The sequence below is a fragment of the Rhodopirellula sp. UBA1907 genome (genome assembly GCF_002337565.1).
GTDB classification, from domain to species: domain Bacteria; phylum Planctomycetota; class Planctomycetia; order Pirellulales; family Pirellulaceae; genus Rhodopirellula; species Rhodopirellula europaea.
Genome location: NZ_DDGH01000084.1, coordinates 104,376 through 124,546, shown reverse-complemented (window position 1 = coordinate 124,546; position 20,171 = coordinate 104,376). Strand labels below are relative to the sequence as shown.

General features: G+C 56.6%; 12 protein-coding genes. 9 read left to right on the top strand and 3 right to left on the bottom strand.

Going from position 1 to position 20,171, the window contains the following annotated elements; genetic code table 11:
• The first annotated feature begins 107 nt into the window (after positions 1–107).
• A complete protein-coding gene (locus tag B2R17_RS18970) occupies positions 108–1,571 on the top strand; it encodes an IS701 family transposase (RefSeq protein WP_286765199.1) in 1,464 nt (487 codons plus the stop codon).
• Positions 1,572–1,738: 167 nt separating this feature from the next.
• Here the strand turns inward: B2R17_RS18970 and B2R17_RS18965 are convergent, their stop codons facing one another.
• Positions 1,739–2,545 (bottom strand): TIGR02452 family protein, encoded by an 807-nt coding sequence (locus B2R17_RS18965; protein ID WP_286765198.1) that lies wholly within the window; start codon positions 2,543–2,545, stop codon positions 1,739–1,741.
• A gap of 234 nt (positions 2,546–2,779) precedes the next feature.
• Here B2R17_RS18965 and B2R17_RS18960 point away from each other — a divergent pair, with 234 nt between their 5' ends.
• The 8 genes from B2R17_RS18960 to B2R17_RS18925 all read left to right on the top strand — a co-directional run bounded on the left by B2R17_RS18960 (position 2,780) and on the right by B2R17_RS18925 (position 16,303).
• Positions 2,780–3,655, top strand: coding sequence for a nucleotidyltransferase domain-containing protein (locus tag B2R17_RS18960; RefSeq protein WP_286765197.1), 876 nt, complete (start codon positions 2,780–2,782; stop codon positions 3,653–3,655).
• Positions 3,652–4,428: a nucleotidyltransferase domain-containing protein gene (locus B2R17_RS18955; RefSeq protein WP_286765196.1), complete on the top strand. Its 777-nt coding sequence runs from the start codon at positions 3,652–3,654 to the stop codon at positions 4,426–4,428. The genes B2R17_RS18960 and B2R17_RS18955 overlap by 4 nt, the downstream gene beginning before the upstream one ends.
• 103 nt (positions 4,429–4,531) lie before the next feature.
• Positions 4,532–6,892, top strand: coding sequence for a DUF1549 and DUF1553 domain-containing protein (locus tag B2R17_RS18950; RefSeq protein WP_286765195.1), 2,361 nt, complete (start codon positions 4,532–4,534; stop codon positions 6,890–6,892).
• Positions 6,893–6,898: 6 nt separating this feature from the next.
• On the top strand, positions 6,899–8,239 hold the full coding sequence (locus B2R17_RS18945) for a DUF1501 domain-containing protein (protein WP_286765194.1): 1,341 nt from the start codon (positions 6,899–6,901) through the stop codon (positions 8,237–8,239).
• 77 nt (positions 8,240–8,316) lie between these two features.
• Entirely contained in the window at positions 8,317–9,948 is a 1,632-nt protein-coding gene (locus tag B2R17_RS18940; RefSeq protein WP_286765193.1) for a PPC domain-containing protein, read from the top strand.
• Positions 9,945–12,695: a c-type cytochrome domain-containing protein gene (locus tag B2R17_RS18935; RefSeq protein WP_286765192.1), complete on the top strand. Its 2,751-nt coding sequence runs from the start codon at positions 9,945–9,947 to the stop codon at positions 12,693–12,695. Before B2R17_RS18940 ends, B2R17_RS18935 begins: the two co-directional genes overlap by 4 nt.
• Positions 12,696–12,811: 116 nt before the next feature.
• On the top strand, positions 12,812–14,650 hold the full coding sequence (locus B2R17_RS18930; RefSeq protein WP_286765191.1) for an SHD1 domain-containing protein: 1,839 nt from the start codon (positions 12,812–12,814) through the stop codon (positions 14,648–14,650).
• A gap of 177 nt (positions 14,651–14,827) precedes the next feature.
• Positions 14,828–16,303 (top strand): SDR family oxidoreductase, encoded by a 1,476-nt coding sequence (locus B2R17_RS18925; protein WP_286765190.1) that lies wholly within the window; start codon positions 14,828–14,830, stop codon positions 16,301–16,303.
• A gap of 57 nt (positions 16,304–16,360) precedes the next feature.
• Here the strand turns inward: B2R17_RS18925 and B2R17_RS18920 are convergent, their stop codons facing one another.
• A complete protein-coding gene (locus tag B2R17_RS18920) occupies positions 16,361–18,415 on the bottom strand; it encodes an ABC transporter permease (RefSeq protein WP_286765189.1) in 2,055 nt (684 codons plus the stop codon).
• Positions 18,412–20,055 carry a cyclic peptide export ABC transporter gene (locus B2R17_RS18915; protein WP_286765188.1) on the bottom strand — a complete coding sequence of 548 codons (1,644 nt, stop codon included), beginning with the start codon at positions 20,053–20,055 and terminating at the stop codon, positions 18,412–18,414. Before B2R17_RS18915 ends, B2R17_RS18920 begins: the two co-directional genes overlap by 4 nt.
• Positions 20,056–20,171 lie beyond the last annotated feature (116 nt).

Here is a 20,171-nt window from a genome sequence, read left to right as displayed (position 1 = left end):
CTGCACTTTAGGCGAACGGATGCCATTGTGAAATTGATATAGGCACGAAAAAGGCTCACGTGGAAAATGGAGGTTCTCACACCAATCCAAGCACCACGGAGCCAAGGATGGCAAAGCGTAAGACCAACGGCCAACCGCCGCAAGCTCAACATGGCGATAAGTCCAAACCGTCCCAGCATGACAAGCGAAAACGCCTCTCGCGTCCCAACCCCCAGCGTCGCCGCACGATCGAGCCGGCTGTACCTTTGGTTGGGACGATCGCGACACTGGTCGACGCCATGAGCCGCATGCTTGATTCGCGAATCGCATTTCGTTTGCCCATCATCATCGCCGGGGCCATGCTTGCCGGCGGACGCCGAACGGCTGCCAGTTGGTTCCGCGTGGCGGGCGTTAAGGACGACTGGGATCGGTTCTACGAAACGCTGCAGTCGGTCGGACGTGACACCGCTTCGTTGATGGTGCCGCTGTTGATGTTCATCTTCAAGAAGTTTGCCCCTGGCGAGACCGGTTACTGGACGCTTGCGATCGACGATTCCCCCACGAAGCGATACGGACGATGCGTCGAAGCGGCCAACATCCACCACAACCCCACGCCCGGTCCTGGCGATGGCGACTGGCTCTATGGCCACAACTGGGTTTGCTTGGCGATGGTCTTGAGTCATCCCGTTTTCGGTCCAATTGCCTTGCCGCTGTTGTCGAGTCTGTACGTTCGAAAGGTTGACATTGAAAGTCTTCAGGCCCGCTACGACTGGGAATTTCGCACCAAACACGAACTGGCTCTGGATCTTTGCCGGCAGGTGATCGGTCATCTTCGAGCACTCGGTTCGCTTGCTCGCTTCGTGGTCGTCTTTGACGGTGCGTATGCCGCCAAGACGTTGGTTCGTCCGCTGCTTGCCGAAGGTGCGCACGTCGTGACGCGGCTTCGCAGCGACGCCAAGCTGTTCGATGTCCCGATGAACAAGCAGGGGCAGCGTGGTCGGCCTCGCAAGTATGGCAAGAATAAGATCAGCTTGAAGAAGCGGGCCGACAGGCATGACGGCTGGACGACGATCCGGTATACCTGCCGTGGTCAAATGACCGAGGGTCGTTACAAGACATTCATCGCGACCAGTCATGTCTTTGGTGGTAGCATTCGCGTGGTGTTGCTTGAGCATGCCAGCGGCAATTGGGCGGCCTACGCCAGCAGTGACCTCGAGATGACAGTGGAGACGGTCTTGAAGATCGTTTCGGACCGCTGGTCGATCGAAGAACACTTCCACGACGTCAAGGAAATCTGGGGTGCCGGTCAGCAACAGGTTCGCAATGTGTGGTCGAGTATCGGTTGTTGGCACTTGTGCGGTTGGACTTACGCGATGGTGGAACTGGAGTGCTGGGATCAGTCCAGTGAAACGCTAGTCGACCGTGGTGATCGTCCGTGGGACAATCCTGATCGGCGGCCATCGCACGCGGACCGCCGGCGTCGAATCGCCCGCGAAATGCTACGCGAAACATTTTTGGTCGATCTGCAACCCGAGACGGATGGACGGAAAATTCGCGAACGCTTCGAGCAGTTGCTTGCCCTCGCGGCCTGACCTTCCATAGTTACAAATGAAATCGCCTAAAGTGCAGTCAAAACAAAACATGGCCGAAAACAACGACTCATGGAAGTCGTCAAACGCATCGCCCGGGACCGCATCGCAGGCAGCGTGAGCAAACGATAGACAAGCCACACACCAAGTTCACATCACATCTCCGACCATCATTCGAACGTTTCGCGAAAGGCGTCCAAGTTCGCTTTGCTTTGCCGTCCGGTACCAGGAATCGCGAAAACAATCTCGCTGATATCACCGCCGTCCGATTCGATGGCGGACTTCGCGGTGCGTGACGCCATCATTGGGTCGCCTCCAAACGCTCCGCATCCCCAAGCTCCCAAAAGAAGACAGCGGACGTTCTGATCCTTCGCGATTCGAAGAACGTTCCGCCACCTTCGCAGAAAGGTGCTCTCCAATTCCTCGGACGCATCGGGATTGCCACGCAATAAAGGTCTGCTGTTGGGAGCGGGTGCAGTGATCACGGACGCGAAAAAGGGATTCTCGAGCAGTTCGCCGGTGCCCTTGGTTCGAAAGAAAGGAACCGAGGGGCTGAATATGGCATGATCGGTGTACAGCAGCGACGATTGCGATCGATTCGCTTCATAGTATTCCATGCACTCGATCAAACAGGGATACAAACCACTGCATCGACACAGATCTTCTTCTTGCGCCTTGGCACCGTTGAGGAAGCCGCCACCCGGATTACGAGCGGAAGCGAAGTTCAACAGCGCGGTATCGCCTGCACCGGACAATTGCTGAGCAACAACCTGAGTCGTTCCATCGACCACACGAACGACTTGGCTCGCCTCTGCCGGCTTGGCTTGCAAAGATTCAATTTCGTCCGGTCGATACAACCGAGTCGATTGCACCGCCTGAGCTTGTTGCTCGGCAAAGCGGACGACCGTGTCGCCGACGCGATACTCACCCGCATCAATCAAGTCGAGGACTTCTTTCGCGAGCTGCTTGAGTGTCATGCTGTTCTCCTAACGACGCACAATGTTCCGACATCAAAGGACACATCATGACATGATGAGGTTCATCATGTGAGCGATCCCAATCTGCACCGAACCTTCAACCGCTCGACTCTTTCCACCACCTACAATCGAACACCTCCATTCTCACCGCACTCATCCAACTCAATGTCGCTTCCCAAGAACCATTCGCTGATCCACTCGCCGGGCACCCAGGTCGTCTCGCAAAAAGACGTCATGACGTCGAACGATCGAATCGCTCATCCGGCGGGAGCGGTCGGAGTGGTCGTGCGGTCACCGGTGGATCGCACGCACGCCTATCGCGTCAAATTCAGCGACGGGTTTGAAGCGGCCATTCATCACGACCAATTGGTGCAATTGTCGGAGTTCAAAAACCAAACCATCCGTGATGCGAATGCACCGCTGATGAGTTCGGGCCTGTACGACCGAGTGATCTATCGCTGCGTGATCGGCTCGCGAGCCTATGGTCTCGAAGACGAAGATTCCGACACGGATCGACGCGGCATTTACCTTCCGCCGGCGGAGCTCCATTGGTCACTCTACGGCGTCCCCGAACAACTTGAGAACGATCAAACGCAAGAGGTCTACTGGGAACTGCAAAAGTTCATTGTGCTGGCACTCAAAGCGAACCCGAACGTTCTCGAATGCCTCTATTCGCCAATCGTCGAATCCGTCACACCGCTCGGCAAAGACTTGCTGGCGATGCGTGACGCTTTTCTTTCCAAGCTCGTTTTCCAAACGTTCTCAGGCTACGTCGCTTCGCAATTCAAGAAGATGCAAACAGACATCCGTAACCAAGGCCGCGTGAAGTGGAAACACGTCATGCACCTGATTCGGTTGCTGTTGTCGGGAACGCATGTCCTGCGAAGCGGCGAGATGGTGGTCGATGCCGGCCAACACCGAGACCGTCTGCTGACCATCAAGGGTGGCGAGATGCCGTTCGATGAGGCAGATGAATGGCGTAAGAAACTGCAGCAAGATTTCGAAGTCGCCTTTCGAACCACCCCACTGCCCGATCGTCCCGACTACGAACGAGTCAACGCGTTCTTGGTCGATGCTCGCCGCAAAGCCATCCAAGAGAACCTTCCATGACTGACGCCCGAACAATCGACTACGACAAGATGATGCCGCACGTCCGTGCTGCACCGTATCCGCTATTGTTCGCCACCATCAGCGGAGCCCACCTGTACGGTTTCCCGTCCCCAGATTCCGACTTCGATCTTCGCGGCGTGCACCTGCTGCCGCTGAAGACGGTCGTCGGTCTGGAGGATGGCGAACAGACGATCGAAAAGGAAGGTGTTTACGACGGCCTTGAGATCGACTTGGTCACTCACGACGTCGGCAAATTCTTTGGGCTGATGCTCAAGCGAAATGGTTACGTGCTCGAACAAGTCTTCTCGCCACTGATCGTTCACTCCATGCCGGAACACGAGGAACTGAAGTCGATCGCTCAAGGCTGCATCACTCGGCATCACGCCCACCACTACCTCGGGTTCGCCGCGACTCAGTGGAAACTGTTCGCAAAGGAGACACCGCCACGAGTCAAACCGTTGCTGTATGTCTACCGCGTGCTGCTGACTGGAATTCACTTGATGAGATCCGGCGAGGTCGAATCGAACCTCGTGACTCTCAACGAAAACGCGAGACTCTCGTACATCGACGAGCTGATTGATCGCAAGCAAACGGGGCCGGAAAAAGGGACGCTCGATGCCGCTGATCTCGAATTCCACACGCATGAATTTGAGCGATTGTTCAGCCAACTCGAGAAGGCCCACGAGCAGTCAGGACTACCGGAAATTCCGTCCGCCCGCCCAGCTCTGAACGATCTGCTGGTGCGACTTCGTTTGAACGGTTGCGGCGAGTAATAGGAAGGCGATCTGGCACCGGGCAAAGATTAGTTCCCAACGGAGTTCCGCAATTGGCTATGCTGAGGGTCCCTCCTCAGACCCCACCCACCTCCCGCCCGCCATGTCAGATCGCCTTTCCCCAAGGTTGTCGCCCATTCACGTCGCCATCGCAGCGACGCTGTTGGGGATCATCCATCAAAGCACTGCCGGCCCTGGCAAAGTGTTCGCGGATCCGACCCAGCCTGCTTCTGCGTCCAGTGCGAACCAACCGAACCATTCGGAATCGCCCAAGCAAGCTCAATCGCCGGTCAGTTTTGAACTGGACGTGCAACCGATCCTGGCCGCTCAAGGCTGCAACGCGGGTGCCTGCCACGGCAAACAACGCGGACAGAACGGATTCCAACTTTCGCTGCTGGGGTTTGATTCCAACTTCGATTACGACGCGATTGTTCGACAGGCCCGCGGGCGACGACTCACCATCCGGGCACCGGAATCCAGCCTGTTGGTTCAGAAAGCGACGGCAGAATTGCCTCATGGTGGCGGGCGAAAGATCGAAGTCGGCTCGCCGGCCTACCAGACACTGACCGCCTGGATTCGCCAAGGAGCACCACGTCGACTGGCAGACGAACCCACGTTGACTTCCGTCGAAATTGCTGAGACCGAGTTTCTACTCAAGCCATCCGAAACAGCTCAGCTTGCTGTCTTGGCTCGCTACAGCGACGGCAGCCAGCGAGATGTCACCTCGATGACCGGCTACCTTTCCAACGACGCCGCGATCACATCGGTCGACAAAACAGGAAAGATCGTTGCCGGACCGATTCCTGGCGAGACCGCCTTGATGGCTCGCTACATGAATCACATTTGTGTGGCCAACGTCAGCATCCCACGAACAACGGCATTGCCCGAAGGATTCTACGACCAACAACCGCGTGCCAACTTCATCGATGAATTGGTCCACGACAAACTGAACCAACTTCAAATTCAAGTTTCAGATCCGGCCAGCGAATCTACGTTCTTGCGCCGTGTGTACACCGATGTGATCGGACGAGCACCGACGGCGGACGAGGCTCGCGAATTTCTTGAGTCTCAAGATCCCGACAAACGCGAAAGGCTCGTCGACCAACTTCTCGATCAACCGGAATACATCGATCACTGGGCCAACCAATGGGCGGACCTGCTGCGTCCCAATCCTTATCGCGTCGGGATCAAAGCGGTCCTGAACTATGACAATTGGATCCGTCAGCAGTTTCGAGAAAACGTTCCCTACGACGAATTTGCACGGCGGCTGATCACGGCCAAAGGCAGCACGTGGCACAACGGCGCCGTGACACTGTTCCGAGATCGACGCAGCCCTGATGAAGTCGCCACGCTGGTCAGCCAACTGTTTCTCGGCGTTCGCTTGGAATGTGCCAAGTGCCACCATCATCCATTTGAAAAGTGGAGCCAACACGACTTCTATTCCTTCGCCGCCTACTTCGGCAGAGTCGGCCGCAAAGGCAAAGGATTGTCGCCGCCGATCTCAGGTGGCGAAGAGATCGTTTACGTTTCAACCAAGGGAAGCGTCAAGCATCCCGTGACCGACGAAGTGCTGCCTCCCTCGCCTCTGTTTGGCACCGCCGAGGTGGCCGAGGGATCGGATCCACGGGAGGCGCTCGCGGAATGGATGACGTCCCCGGACAACGACTACTTCGCTCAGGTTCACGTCAATCGCGTGTGGGCACAGTTGATGGGTCGAGGCATCGTCGATCCGGTCGACGATCTTCGCAGCACGAATCCACCCAGCAACCCAGCGCTGCTCGATGCGTTGGCGGAGCACTTTCAACAATCCGGTTTCGATCAAAAGGACCTGATCAAAACCATCGTCCTGTCCAACGTTTACTCGCTCAGTTCCGTTCCCAACGAAACCAACGCGGCCGACCGACTGAATCACTCGCGTCACTACCGTCATCGATTGCGGGCCGAGGTGCTCGCTCAAGCGGTCGCGGACGTGACCGAAACGTCGGAATCCTTTTCCGGCTTGGCCCCCGAATCGCGAGCCAACCAAGTCTGGACGCACCGGATCGATTCGACGTTCCTGGATACGTTTGGCAGACCGGATGAGAACAAGGATCCACCGTGCGAACGCATTCCTGATTCATCCGTCACTCAGACATTGCACCTGATGAATTCGCGAGAACTCGACGCACGGGTCCGAAGCGATACCGGTCGTGCGGCGCGGCTGGCCAACAGCGACCTGACTCCGGCAGAGATCGTGACCGATCTGTACTTGGCTATTTTTTCGCGAATGCCAAACGACGAAGAACGAAGCTATGCCGAGACATTGATTCGCGACTCCAGCGATAACATCACCAGCGAGAGCGACACTGCGAATCAAAGTGGCGATGAAGAACAAAAGGAAACCACCGATGAAGGTCGTCGGCGTGTGATTGAGGACTTGATGTGGGCGATGATGAATTCGCCTGAGTTTATTATTCAAAACTGATGAATCATGTCGAACACTTGGACAAACTGTGAAGGACTGACGCGCCGCGACGGTCTGAAATTGGGTCTTGGCGGACTGATCGGCGGAGGCCTGTCGGGAGCCTTGAGTGCGCAGGCTCGCGCGTCAGAGAACTCCGGTGCACGGCGCCAAAACGCTCAGGCGGATGCTTGCATCTTGGTTTGGATGGACGGCGGGCCCAGCCACTACGAAACGTTTGACCCCAAACCAGACGCCCCCGTCGAAATTCGCGGCACCTACCAGCCCATTGCGACTCAAACGCCCGGCATCCAGTTCGCTGAACCGATGCAAAAAATGGCGGCGATCAGCGATGACCTCGCAATCGTACGTTCGATTCGGCACGACCAGGGCAACCACGGCGCCGGCAATCACTACATGATGACCGGGGCCCCGCCTCGCATTCCGGTTGGTTGTGGTGCGTTTGTCAGTTTTCACCCCAGCCTCGGCAGCGTGGTCTCCAAAGAGATCGGTGCCCCTCACGGGATTCCCGCCTACTTTTCTCTGCCCCGCATGTCGCGTTCGGGAGGCCCGAATTTCCTCGGCAGCAAGTACGCACCGTTCGTCGTTCCCGACAATCCGAACAGTTCCGGCTTCCGTGTTCGCGATGTCACGATCCCCACGGGACTGACCGACGGCCGATTCAGTTCCCGGCAACAAATCCGCCAACGCATCGACACGATGATGCGTTTCAATGACGCCAGCGTCGCCGATCCAACCTTGGCAGTCGATGAGTTCTATCAGCAAAGCCTGCAAATCATCAGCAGCAAAGAAGCCCAAGCCGCGTTCGACATTCACCAAGAATCCGACGAAGTCCGCGATGCTTACGGACGAAACCCGTTTGGCCAACAAGCCTTGCTCGCCCGTCGATTGGTCGGCGCCGGCGTTCCCTTCGTGACGCTGTACAGCGGTGGCTGGGACCATCACGTCGACATCTTCAATGCACTGGATAAGAAACTGCCACCGTTTGAAGCAACGGTCGCGGCTTTGATCTCGGACCTGAAACAACAAGGCATGCTAGAGCGCACCTTGGTCGTTGTCTTGGGTGAGTTCGGACGGACACCCAAGATCAACGAACGCGGTGGACGCGACCACTGGTCCAACGCCATGAGCGTCGTGTTCGCGGGAGGTCAGACGCAGGGCGGACAAGTCATCGGGGCGACCGACCGACAAGGTTACGCCGCGGTCGAACGAGTCCTGTCACCAGAAAATTTCGTGTCGACCATCTACGAGAAACTCGGCATCGATCCTGGCCAAATGATGTACACCGGCGAAGGACGCCCCACACACTTGGTCAGCGACGCGACTCCAATCACCGAGTTGATGAGCTAGTGCGTCACTCATTGAATTCAATCAACAACACGTGCGTCTACGAAACCATCCTTCGTTCACGCCGTGCGAGTTGCTCCGTGATCGCTTCCGCACTTCAGCATCGCCTGATGTGGGCATTGATTTTATGCTGCTTCACCCCGCACTTGGCTCACGCACAAATCAAGCTGGATCGAGTGTTCCCGCCGGCGGTTGCCGTTGGTGCTGAAACAGCGGTCACCGCGGAAGGCACTTTTCCTAACTGGCCACCCAACATCGATTGCGATGTCGATCAGGTTTCCATCTCGGCCGGCAAAGACTCCGGCAAGTTGACCGTCAAAGTCGCTGACGACGCGGCACCGGGAGTCGCGTGGATTCGATTCCACGACGACCAGTCCATGACCGCGTTGGTTCCCCTGATCCTCTCGCCTGCCGACGGGTTTTCTGAAACGGAACCCAATGACAAACGATCGGAAGCCAACCCAATTGGGCTTCCCACCGTCGTCGCCGGTCGTTTGTCCAAGAGCGGCGACAGCGATGCCTACCGCGTGTCAGTGAAGACGGGCCAGACATTGGTCGTTTCCGCGACCGCCAACCAAGTCTTGAAGTCACCCATGGATGCGGTGCTGCAGTTAACGGATCTTCGCGGCAACGTGCTCTTCCATTCCGACGATGTCCGCGGATTAGACCCGCAGATCGTTTTCACCGCTGACTCAGATCAAGAACTCCTGATCCGCATTTTCGCGTTCCCCGAAACGCCCAACAGCACGATCGGCTACGCGGGATCAGCCTCATTCATTTACATGTTGGACGTGACCACCGGCCCGTTCGTGGATCATGTTGCTGCCGACAAAGAGAAGGCCATTGCGTTTGGTTACAACCTCGACGACTCCACCCCGACGGTCTCAAACACCACCGAAAGCCTCTCGCCTCCCGTCGCGACGATCCCCGATGCCTTGGGGTGGTCTTGGGTTCCACCCGTTGATGAATCGGTTCATCGAGTCTTACCCGGTGGCAAGTTCGATGGAACGCTGCCCGCTTTGCTGTTCGGTCACTTCCTGAAAGCCGATGAAACGCATCACTACGAATTCAAGGCCAACAAAGGAACCAAGTACCGCGCAGAGGTCCGATCCAAGACCAACGGATTCTTGCTCGATTCCAAACTCACGATCACAGAGGCGAAGTCAGGCAAAACACTGGCCAGCAACGACGACCTGTCGTCTGGTGGCTATGACGCCGGAGTCGACTTCACCGCAACCGAAGACGGTCCTATCGACGTCGCCCTCTCCGAGATGCTGGGCGAATTTGGCCCGCGACACTTCTATCAATTGTCGATTGCCGAATTGAAACCGGAGTGCCAACTTTCGATGACTGAAGATCACTTCGTCGTCACTCAGTCCAAACCGCTCGAACTCAGCGTGTCCGTCAATCGCAAGTCGGGTTTCAACTCAAAAGTCAAAATCGCCGCGACGGATTTGCCCGATGGGATCCAGTCGGACGCCGTGGTTTCCGAACCCAAAGGCGACACCGCCAAGACGGTCAAACTAAAACTGACCGCCGCAGACAATGCGATCGGCCATGGTCGCTTCCGAATCGTGGGAACCATTTTGGACGCGAATGACGAGCCGACGGAAGAAACCATTGCGGCCACCTACCACCTCCGGCCATCCATCCCACTGACGGAGTTCTGGCTCACCGTTCCTCCTGCCCCCGCCAAAGAAGCCTCACCATGATCCGCCCAGCCACAAAGACTTTGCTCGTCGTGCTGGCACTGAGTTTTGAGTGGAGCGTCGGACTTGATTCGATCGTCGGCACACCCAACCAAGTGAGCGCAGACACGCTCCCAATCGACGAGTTGCCCGACGGCCATGAAGTCCTCTTCAGTCGCGACGTGGCACCGGTGCTGAAAAAAAACTGCGTTGCCTGCCACAACACCAGCGACGACGAAGGCGGAGTGAACCTGGAATCCGGAGAACAGATCCGGACCTCCGACTTGGATGATCTCATCGTTCCCGGAAACCCCGCGGGAAGTCGACTGTTCCTGCTCGCGTCCCACGCGGATGATCCCGTGATGCCACCGGAAGACAACGATGCTTCGGCTTCGATTTTGAATCCGAAGGAGCTTGCTTTGCTGAAGCGTTGGATCCAATCCGGCGCCATCGTCGACCAAGCCACCAACGTTCCGGCGGAACAAAAATGGCAACCGCTACCGACCGACTTGCAAACGGTTTACGGATCAGCCATGACCGCCGACGGAAGATTGTCCGCGGTCAGCTTTGGCAACCAGATTCGTGTGTTCGGCACCAAGTCCTCTGAACCGATTGAAACGCTTGCAATCGTCGAAGGCGAAGAAACTAAGCCGGCTCACGATGACTTCGTCCAAGATTTGTTCTTCGATCCAACCGGCCACCAACTGATTTCGGCGGGTTATCGCAACGTCAAGATTTGGGAGAGGACACCGTTCGAACCAGCCACAATTCCCTCAATCAATCCGGACGACACCCTGGCGATTGCGATGAATGCCAACGGGACTCATCTCGCGAAACTCTCGCGTCGTGGAGAGCTGAGTGTGGCGGAAGTCGGTAAAGATCGATGGCTGTGGATGAAAAGCTTTGACCTGCCTGAAGATTTAGAATCCGACGATCCTACCCAGGTTCGAATCGCGCTGGACAACGTTGGTCATCAAGCGGCAGTTCAGTGGGACAGCACAATCCGCATCGTTCGCGTCGACAGCAAAGACATCGAAACCCTCGATGCGGCTAGCGCGATCACCTCGATGCAATGGATCGGACCGGATCGCTTAGCAACCGCGACCGACGATGGCCAAGTCTTGTTTTGGAACCGAGACGGAGACACTTGGACCAACACAGAGCACAACGTTTTTGACCAAACCGTGCTTGCGATCCACTCGGCGTCTGAGACGCCGGATCAGTTGATCGCGATCAATGCAACCGGCAACGTTGCCAACTGGAATCCAGCCAATCAAACGTTCGAAGCGTCCGGCAAATTGCCCGCTCCCGCCGTGTCCGCTTCGCTCTCGCCCAACGGCACCTCGCTGTGGGTCAGCACCGAGTCAGGATCATTGCGACAATACAACATCGCCGATCAAAGCTATGTCGAAGTTGCGAAAACGGATCCTGTCGCCAAAGCTCAATTCGCAAACGACAACTGGCAAACACTCGTCACCGAAACATTGGTCGCGGCTCAAGAAAAAGACGTCAAGCAAGCCGAAGACGACGTCGCGGCAGAGAAGAAGAACTTGGAATCGATTGTCAAAGAGATCGAAACCAAAACCAAACTGCGAGACGAGAAACAGGCCAGCGTTGAGGAAGCCAAGCAAGCCCTTGCGACCAAGGAGAGCGAACTCGCCGCTGCCATCAAAGAACTCAGCCAAGCCGAGAAAATCAAAGCCCGCGGTGAGGCTCGGCTAACGGACTTGGAAGCGGAACACAAACGTCATCAACAGGTCCTCGCAAAACTCAAACAAGAACACGAATCAAAGAAAGCCAAGGCCGCCGCTTCTCAATCACGGCATGATTCATCTCGCGCAACCGATGCCACACTCGCCGTCATGGCTTCAGGATCTCGCGTTCTCACACACGCCGCCAACACCGACGACGCATCTCAAAACGCATGGAGTCTGTGGTCCGCAACCGGTGACTGGTTGGCCGAATTGTCCGAACTGCCAACCGACGGACAATTGATCGCCAGCGGTGATCATTGCGTCCTGATTCGAGGGTCCAACGGCGAGATCCAGGCGTTCGTTGCTCCTTCCCGCTCATGGAATCTTCGCCAGACCATTGGTGCGACGACTGGCCCGAGCCCGTTTGCGAATCGCGTGTTGAGCATCGACATTCATCCTTCCGGCAAATTGCTGGCCACCGGTGGTGGCGATCCTTCGCGAGCGGGTGAATTGATGCTTTGGAAAGTCTCCGACGGTTCCCTGATTCGCGAGATCCCCAACTCGCATAGCGACACCGTTTTGTGTGTCCGCTTTTCGCCGGACGGCAAGATCTTGGCGACCGGCGGTGCCGATCAAATGATCAAGCTGTGGGACATTGAATCGGGCACGCTGATCAAAACACTCGAAGGACACACGCACCATGTCACCTCGATCGCGTGGAACCTCAATGGTTGTCAACTCGCAACGGCTTCTGCTGATGCCTCGGTCAAAATCTGGAATATTGAAACGGGCCAGGCCACACGCACGATCACAGGATTCAAAACCGAAGTGACGAAACTGGTTTATGTCGGCCGCGAAAATCGCATTGGAGTTGCCAGCGGCGACAGTCACTTCCGCATCTATCGCATCGACAATGGCTCTCGAGAAACCAATGCCAAGGTCGCTGGAGATTACCTGTACGCATTGGATTCCAATCGCGACGGCAGCCAGTTCATCGTCGGCGGTGCGAGCGGTGCGGCCACTCGGATCGACCAATCAGGCAAACAAAGTCTGGAGTATGCATCAGGCGAAAAATGAACAGGCGAAGCCGCTGACAAACAGCAACCGTCGCAACAACTCTTGCTTTGAACAACGGTACAATGCGTCCCTCGCTCGCATATTCAACCCGTCGTTCGAACCGTTGAAAGCCACGTATGTTCCGCATCGCCATTGGAATCATTCCGTCGCTGTTGTTCTGCCTGACCTTCGCAGCGGCGCAAGACAATCTGTCGAGCACGGAACGAGTGTGGAAGGATTCCAGCGGTCGCTTTCAAGTCACCGCGAAACTGATCGAACAGGTCGGCAAGAAGGTCGTCTTGCAGACAAGTTCAGGACGCAAGATTGAGATCCCAAGTGATCGGCTCAGCGACGCCGATCAAACCTATCTGAAAAACCTGGAGTCCGCCCCTTCATCTCCGGCCCCGCCTCCTCCGTCCTCACGCTCGCCGGGAACCGACCAGCCGAAACCAATCGAGGTTTCAAGTGATCCAGCGGCGGAACTCGACTCCGCCCCACGTTTGAAGTTTTCAAACACCGCATGGAAATTGAAAGTCTCCGATCCAAAGTCACCGGAGTTCGAACCAAACCCAGTCGCTCTGCCGAAACCGCATGGAAACCGGCAGGCTCACGCCGCGAACAGCCTGTTGATGAAAGCAGCCGTCGGCGACATCAGCGGCAGTGGGCCGTCGGCTCAAACTCGTTTGATGATTGGCGACTTCCGCACCGGTCAACTGACCGAGTTGCCTGCTGTTCCAGGAACCGCCATGCAACCGATCGCCATCCTCGGCGATGGCAGCACGGTCGTGATGATTGGCATGGGCAAGGATCGAACGACCACCAACGAGGACTTGCAATCTTGGGACATCCGCGATGGCAAGGTGCAACGCGGCGACATCTGGAAACCCTACGCGGGTCAATCCAACCCAGGCATCCGTTTCGCGACCGCCGGCCCCGACAACCGTTTGATCACTTGCAGCAAAGGTGGGCACATTGTGGCTTGGCAAATGCCACAACGACGTGCACTTTGGCAAATCGAAATGGGGTCGCCACCCTACTGGCACACGAACGCTGACCTGAGCCAATTGGCGATCGCTTCGGCAACGCAACTGGTGATGGTCGATCTGCTGGAAGGTAAGGTCACCGGGTCACAATCGCTGAGCGATCTCGGACGCATTTACTATCCCAAGCTCTCCTTCAATCCCAGCGAAGACAAACTCTATTTGTCTTCGATCGGTCGCGTTCTGATTCTGGATCTTCGCAAAAACGAATGGATTCAAGACACCGAAATCAGCGGTGTCGGCACCAGCAACGGTGCCATCTTTTGCGACGACGATTATCTCTTGATCGATGGCAGAACACTGGTCGACTGGAAGTCCGGAGCCAAAGTCGACCAATACAGCGGGCTGGGTGCACCGATTCCAATGGGCCACTTCGCGTGTGTGGTTTCAAGTTCGGAACTGCGGGCTCTCGATCTACCACTGAAACCGGTCGCCGAGAAAGCAGAATCGCCAGCGACCATGGCGAACGACAAGACAAAGCAACCAGCAGAAGCCAAACCAGCGAAGTCGGCTTCACCGATCGTCGGCAATTGGCGTTTTGAATTGAAAGAAGCCTACGCCAGCGGAAACGCGGGAAGCAGCCGGAGCACGTATCGCTTCGACGCTGACGGCACGTACGAGACCTATTCCACGCTGACGATATTGGCCGGAAACTCAAACAAACAACTGTACAGTGTGACCAGCCGCGAACGAGGAACCTGGACTCACAAAGACAAGGAGCTGTGCATGACGGAATCCAAGAGCGAATTGATCGAATTCGAAAGCTCGGTCCCCGCCGTCACTCGCGAAACGTTCGAAACCGCGATCGCAGAGAAATCACCCCCGATTTGCTACGCGCTCGTGCTCAAATCAGACGACTTGATCGAACTGCAAGATCCTCAAGGCCGGGGCGCCATGCCACTCCAGCGAATCTCAACGGAACTCAAAGTTCGGTGAGGCGACGGTCCGATGAAGCGGCCTGTCCAACTCGCTGGAAAGTGCCTTGCAGCTTGTTCATGGCGACCACTACAATCACCCGCGACCATCTCCGCCCCCTCACATTTCATCCGTGGCCCTCTTGGCACCTCGTGTCGTCTGTTCTCTATGGTTATTGGCAACCATCAATACACCTTGATGACCAGCGCGACTGGTCTGGTCGGCCAGTACCTGCTTCGCAACGCGATGATGAGCGGCAAACGCGTCGCGGTGATCGCGAGAAGCACCAAGAAGAACACAGCACACGAACGTGTTGAAGCGATCCTGCAACGATTTGAATCGGAGTTGGGCCGTGAACTGCCTCGCCCGGTTTGCTTGGAAGGCGACATCGTCCAGCCCAACCTTGGCCTCAGTGCTGGTGCGACCGATTGGGTGCGTCAAAACTGCGACCGGATGATCCACGGTGCAGCGGTGCTCAAATTTCAAGGCTCGGACCGCTCCGGAGACCCCTGGAAAACCAATCTGGATGGCACCAAAAATGTCTTGGCATTCTGCCGCAAAACTGACATCCGAGACTTTCATTATCTCTCCACCGCCTACGTTTGCGGCAACCGAACCGACTTGGTTCGCGAATCGGATTTGGATGTCGGACAGAGTTTCCGGAACGACTACGAGCAGAGCAAGTTCGAAGCGGAACAAGCCGTTCGGGCAGCGTCGTTTATCGATCAACTGACCGTTTACCGACCCGCTGTGATCTCCGGCGATTCTCAAACCGGGCACACGACCAGCTACCACGGCCTGCACACCTACCTGCGATTGATGGCGCTGCTGGTGCCGATGGTAGAACCAGATCAAAACGGAGTCCGCCACACTCCCATTCGACTTCCGATGACCGGAGACGAACGCCGCAACGTCGTACCGATTGACTGGGTGGCCGACGTGGTGTCGCGGCTTCTCGACACACCGGAAGCTCACGGGCAAACGTACCATTTGACTCCGCGGGTTCATCTGACGCCGCGAAAAATCATCGATTGCTGCTGCTCGTACTTCAACTCCACCGGGGTTCAATACTGCGGTGACATCGACGTTCCAAGCAATGAGCTGAATGGCTTCGAACGGAACTACTTCTCCGGCGTTTCCTTGTACGAGTCTTACAACACCACCGATCCGACGTTCGACAACTCAAACCTGCTCGCCTTCACCGCTGATCTTCCTTGTCCAGAGATCGACGAAACGGTGGTCCATCGCTACCTCGCCTTTGGACTGGCGGATCGATGGGGCAAGCGTCGCAATCCCGGGGTCGCGTCCATCAATCACTTAGTCGATTACTTGCGAGATGCAACCGTTGCATCCATGCAGCAGGATGAAGCGAAGCAGACCGAAACGCAGTCTCAAGCATTGCTTGGCCTGAACATCCTGGGCCCTGGTGGTGGGCAATGGCGTGTGGTCAGTCGCCAAGGATCAGCAAGATTGGAAGTTGCCCACGGACTTCCCTGCCCCAAAACGATCACCATTCGCACGAGTTCACGTGCACTGTCGAAATTGATGACCAACCAAGATCTCTGCCCAACCGAGTTGGGGCACTACCTCGACGGCAATTGGGCTGCCACGAAAATCCCTCGAGAAGCGATCGACACGTGCCGCCAACTGTTTTCGAAAGTCTCATGTGCCTAGCCAGCACCTTGGCTGGGGCCTGTCTGAATCCTTGCAACCCCTGATCATCTTTCGCGATCACTCGTACCGCAACGCATCGATCGGATTCAACCGGGACGCCGTCCGGGCTGGGTAGTAGCCAAACACGATGCCCACTGACGCGGCAACGGTCACGGCAACAATCGGCGCCCAGATCGACATCGCAGTCGGCCACCCGATCACCCGGCCGACCAACATGGACCACATGTGGCCCGCGAAAATGCCGAGGAACCCGCCGACCACGCACAACACGGTCGCCTCGATCAGAAACTGACGCAGGATCGCACTGCGGTTGGCTCCGACTGCCATCCGCAAACCAATCTCACGCGTCCGCTCGGTGACGGAGACCAACATGATGTTCATGATTCCTACGCCGCCCACCATCAGCGAGACGCCGGCGATTACCAGCCCCAAAGCGGAAACGCCACCCACGACTTGCCCGACCACTTTGGAAACTTCGGTGATGTCGTTGATGCGATAGGCACCCGCCGGTTCGACGTTGTGTCGGCGCGAGAGCAACTGCGTGATCTGCTGACGAGCCAACTCCACGTGATCCGGCGATTCGGCCTCCACATAGATCTGATGAATCTCTTCTCGCTGCGTCGACCGCCTGGTTGATGCCAGTTGCATCGGTGGCATCTGATCCGCGAACGTGCTGAACTGAGCAGTCGCGCCCGTGCTGCTGTTCACTCGAAGTTTGAACGTCGTCCACGGTCCGATGATGATGTCATCTTGGTCGTTCCCGATCACATCCCCGCCCTTTTCGGTGAGGACGCCGACCACGCGGAGCGGAACCCCGTTGACGCGAATTTCTTCGCCGATCGGGTACTCCGAATCAAACAATTCGTGAGCGACGGTTTTGCCCAAGATGCAAACCTTGGCCGCATCGAGAACTTGTTCCTGCGTGAACGGCGTTCCCAGCTCCAACTGATCCCAGTTCCTTGCCGCCAAGTATTGCGACGTAGTCCCGAGAGCCAGATTGGGGCTCCAACGGCGGTTCTGGCGGACCAATTGGACTTGGGAATACACAAGCGGAGCCGCGACCTTGACGGCCGAGCACTGCTCGGCGACTGCAACGACATCATCGGGAATGATCTGGATCGGACGCTGACGCCCACTGGTGCTGGACGCTTTGCCGGGACTGATCGTCAGCATGCTGGCTCCCATGCTTGCGACGGTCTCTTCAATCGCTGTAGAAGCACCGGCACTCAGTTCCATTGTCGAAATCACTGAGGCGACACCGATGATCACGCCCAGCATCGTCAGCACGGTCCGCAATGCATTGCGACGAAGTGCCAAGACAGCCACGATCACCGCATTCCAAGTCGCCGGCAGCGACCAGGCAGAAGCCGGCTCACGCAGAGGTTCTGACCTGGAATTCGCGAGCCTCGAACGGTCGACGGTGGACGCTCGTTGCCGAACATCTTCTGACACCAATCCATCTTTCATTCGCACGACTCGGTCGGCTTCATGAGCGACCTCCGCATCGTGCGTGACCACCACCAACGTGATGCCGTGTTCTTGATTGAGCTGACGAAACAACGCCAGAATCTCTTGTTCCGTGACCGTGTCCAAATTCCCGGTTGGCTCATCGGCCAACAACAGCTTGGGGCGGTTCATCAACGCTCGAGCGATCGCGATTCGCTGTCGTTCGCCGCCCGACAATTGATTGGGCATGTGGTCCAGGCGACCTCCCAAACCGACGGACTCCAACAACTTCGTCGCGTCTTCGATGCACTCGCGTCGTGACCTTCCATCCGACGCATAGATCGTCGGCAGCATCACGTTGTCCAACGCGGTCGCACGTGGCAGCAGGTTGAAATTCTGAAAGACAAACCCGATATGCTGGCTTCGAAACGCGGCGAGTTCCAACGGTGTCAGACTCGAAACATCAATCCCGGCCAGATGGTAGTCGCCATCGGTCGGATGATCCAAACTCCCCAGCAGGTTCATCAGGGTTGTCTTTCCCGAACCCGACGATCCCATCAACGCAACATATTCCCCCGCTTCGATGTTCAGCGTGATGCCCTTGAGCACCGGCAGATCGTGATCACCGACCCGATAATCTTTGCGAAGGCCATGCAGTTGAATCACGCTGCGTTCCTGTGGATGACGTGCAACGAATCAGCCGCTTTCTCGGTCGCATGAGTCAAGCGACCATCCACGACCCTCAGCACTCGCGTCGCGACGGAGAAATAGCGGTCGTCATGCGTGATCGCAACAACCGTTTTGCCGATCCGGCGAAGCTCCGGCAGGATCTGTTGGTAGAAGACATCCTTGAATCCCGGATCTTGTTCGGCGGCCCATTCATCGAAAACAAAGATCGGACGATCGTCGAGCGCCGCCACCAACAATGCCAAACGTTTGTGCTGGCCGCGGGAGAGTTCTTGCGTTAACAGTCGACCGGTTTGCACGTCGACCTTCTCTTCCATTCCCAACAGAGAGATCCAACGCTCCAACTCGCCGGGCGTGACATCGACTCCCAACAACCGATCGAACAAGTGGCCTTCCACAAAGACAGTCGAAAAGAGCTGGCGATAATCGGCTCGAACCTTGTCGGTCACGTCCCGTCCGTTCCAGCACACTTCGCCCGCATTGGGAACATAAAGTCCAGTCAACAATTTCGCGAGCGTTGTTTTTCCACTGCCGTTGCCACCCGCGATGAACAAAATCTCGCCGGGCGAGAGCGTCAGATCCACAGGTCCCAGTGCAAAGCATTCGTCGCCGGATGAATCGTACCGATAGGTGACACTTCGCATCTCAAGCGATTCAAACTTGGTCGGTGCGACGTGCGAGGTCTGCTGTTCCGGCTGATCGATCATCAAACCCAGCTTCTCGATTTTGGCGACCGCGATTGAGGCACCATTCATCGCCGGCAACCAACCCAAAATTCCATCCAACGGATAAGTTAGATACAAAATCGTCAGGACATATCCGGTCAAAGTCGCCGTCGACACGGTCGCGATTTGCGGCCAAGCAAACAGCAACAACCCGATGCCGATGAACAGAAACAGTCGTCCCCAACTGTGGGCAAAACCCTGAATGTTCGAACCAATGATCAGGCTGTGACGCATCTTTGTGTCGGCTGGCAACAGAACGTCGTAGACAAAGTCCAGACATCGCATGTTGTTGCCTTTGAGTTCTTTGATGCCATCGATCATGGCACGCAATTGCTTGACGACTTCGTCTTGGTCTTCCCGAGCCTGACGCAGATGCCGGTTGGCGAACCGCAGTCCGGTCATGAACGTGAACACGCCGATGCCTGCCATCACGATCGTCCCGCCCGCCAATGGCACGGACAGTGTCGCCAAGTACACCAGTCCACAAACCAACACCATCGCGTTGGCACAAGCAGCAGGAAACGCGGACAAGGCCGACGTGATCGCGTTGACGTCGTTGATCAATGCAGCCAACAACCGATGCGATCCGACGGATTCCAATGTCGGCAAAGGAGCCGAAATGATCTTTGTACACAGCTCGTAACGCAATCGAGCGGCCGTTGCCTGGGACAACTGAACGAGCAAGCACTTGGCCGTCACTTGAGTGATCAGCACCAAAACACACGCACCAGCGAATAAGTATGGCAACGAACCCGCCTCGGACGGGTCACCCGTCAAAGCGTGGTGGATCAGCATGATCAAGCCGAGATTCGCCACACCGCTGAACGCTCCCAAAAGTCCGGAAACCAGACCAGAAATCCAGGACGATCGAAGCAGGATCAGAAACAGTTTCATCGACGTAGCATGTTGGGTAACTCAGGCTGGATGCGGAAAACACAAGTTTCCGGCCGCGTGGGCAGAGACGCTGCGGCTCGATATAGCAGGGAACCAGCCCCGGTCGCAATTGAGAT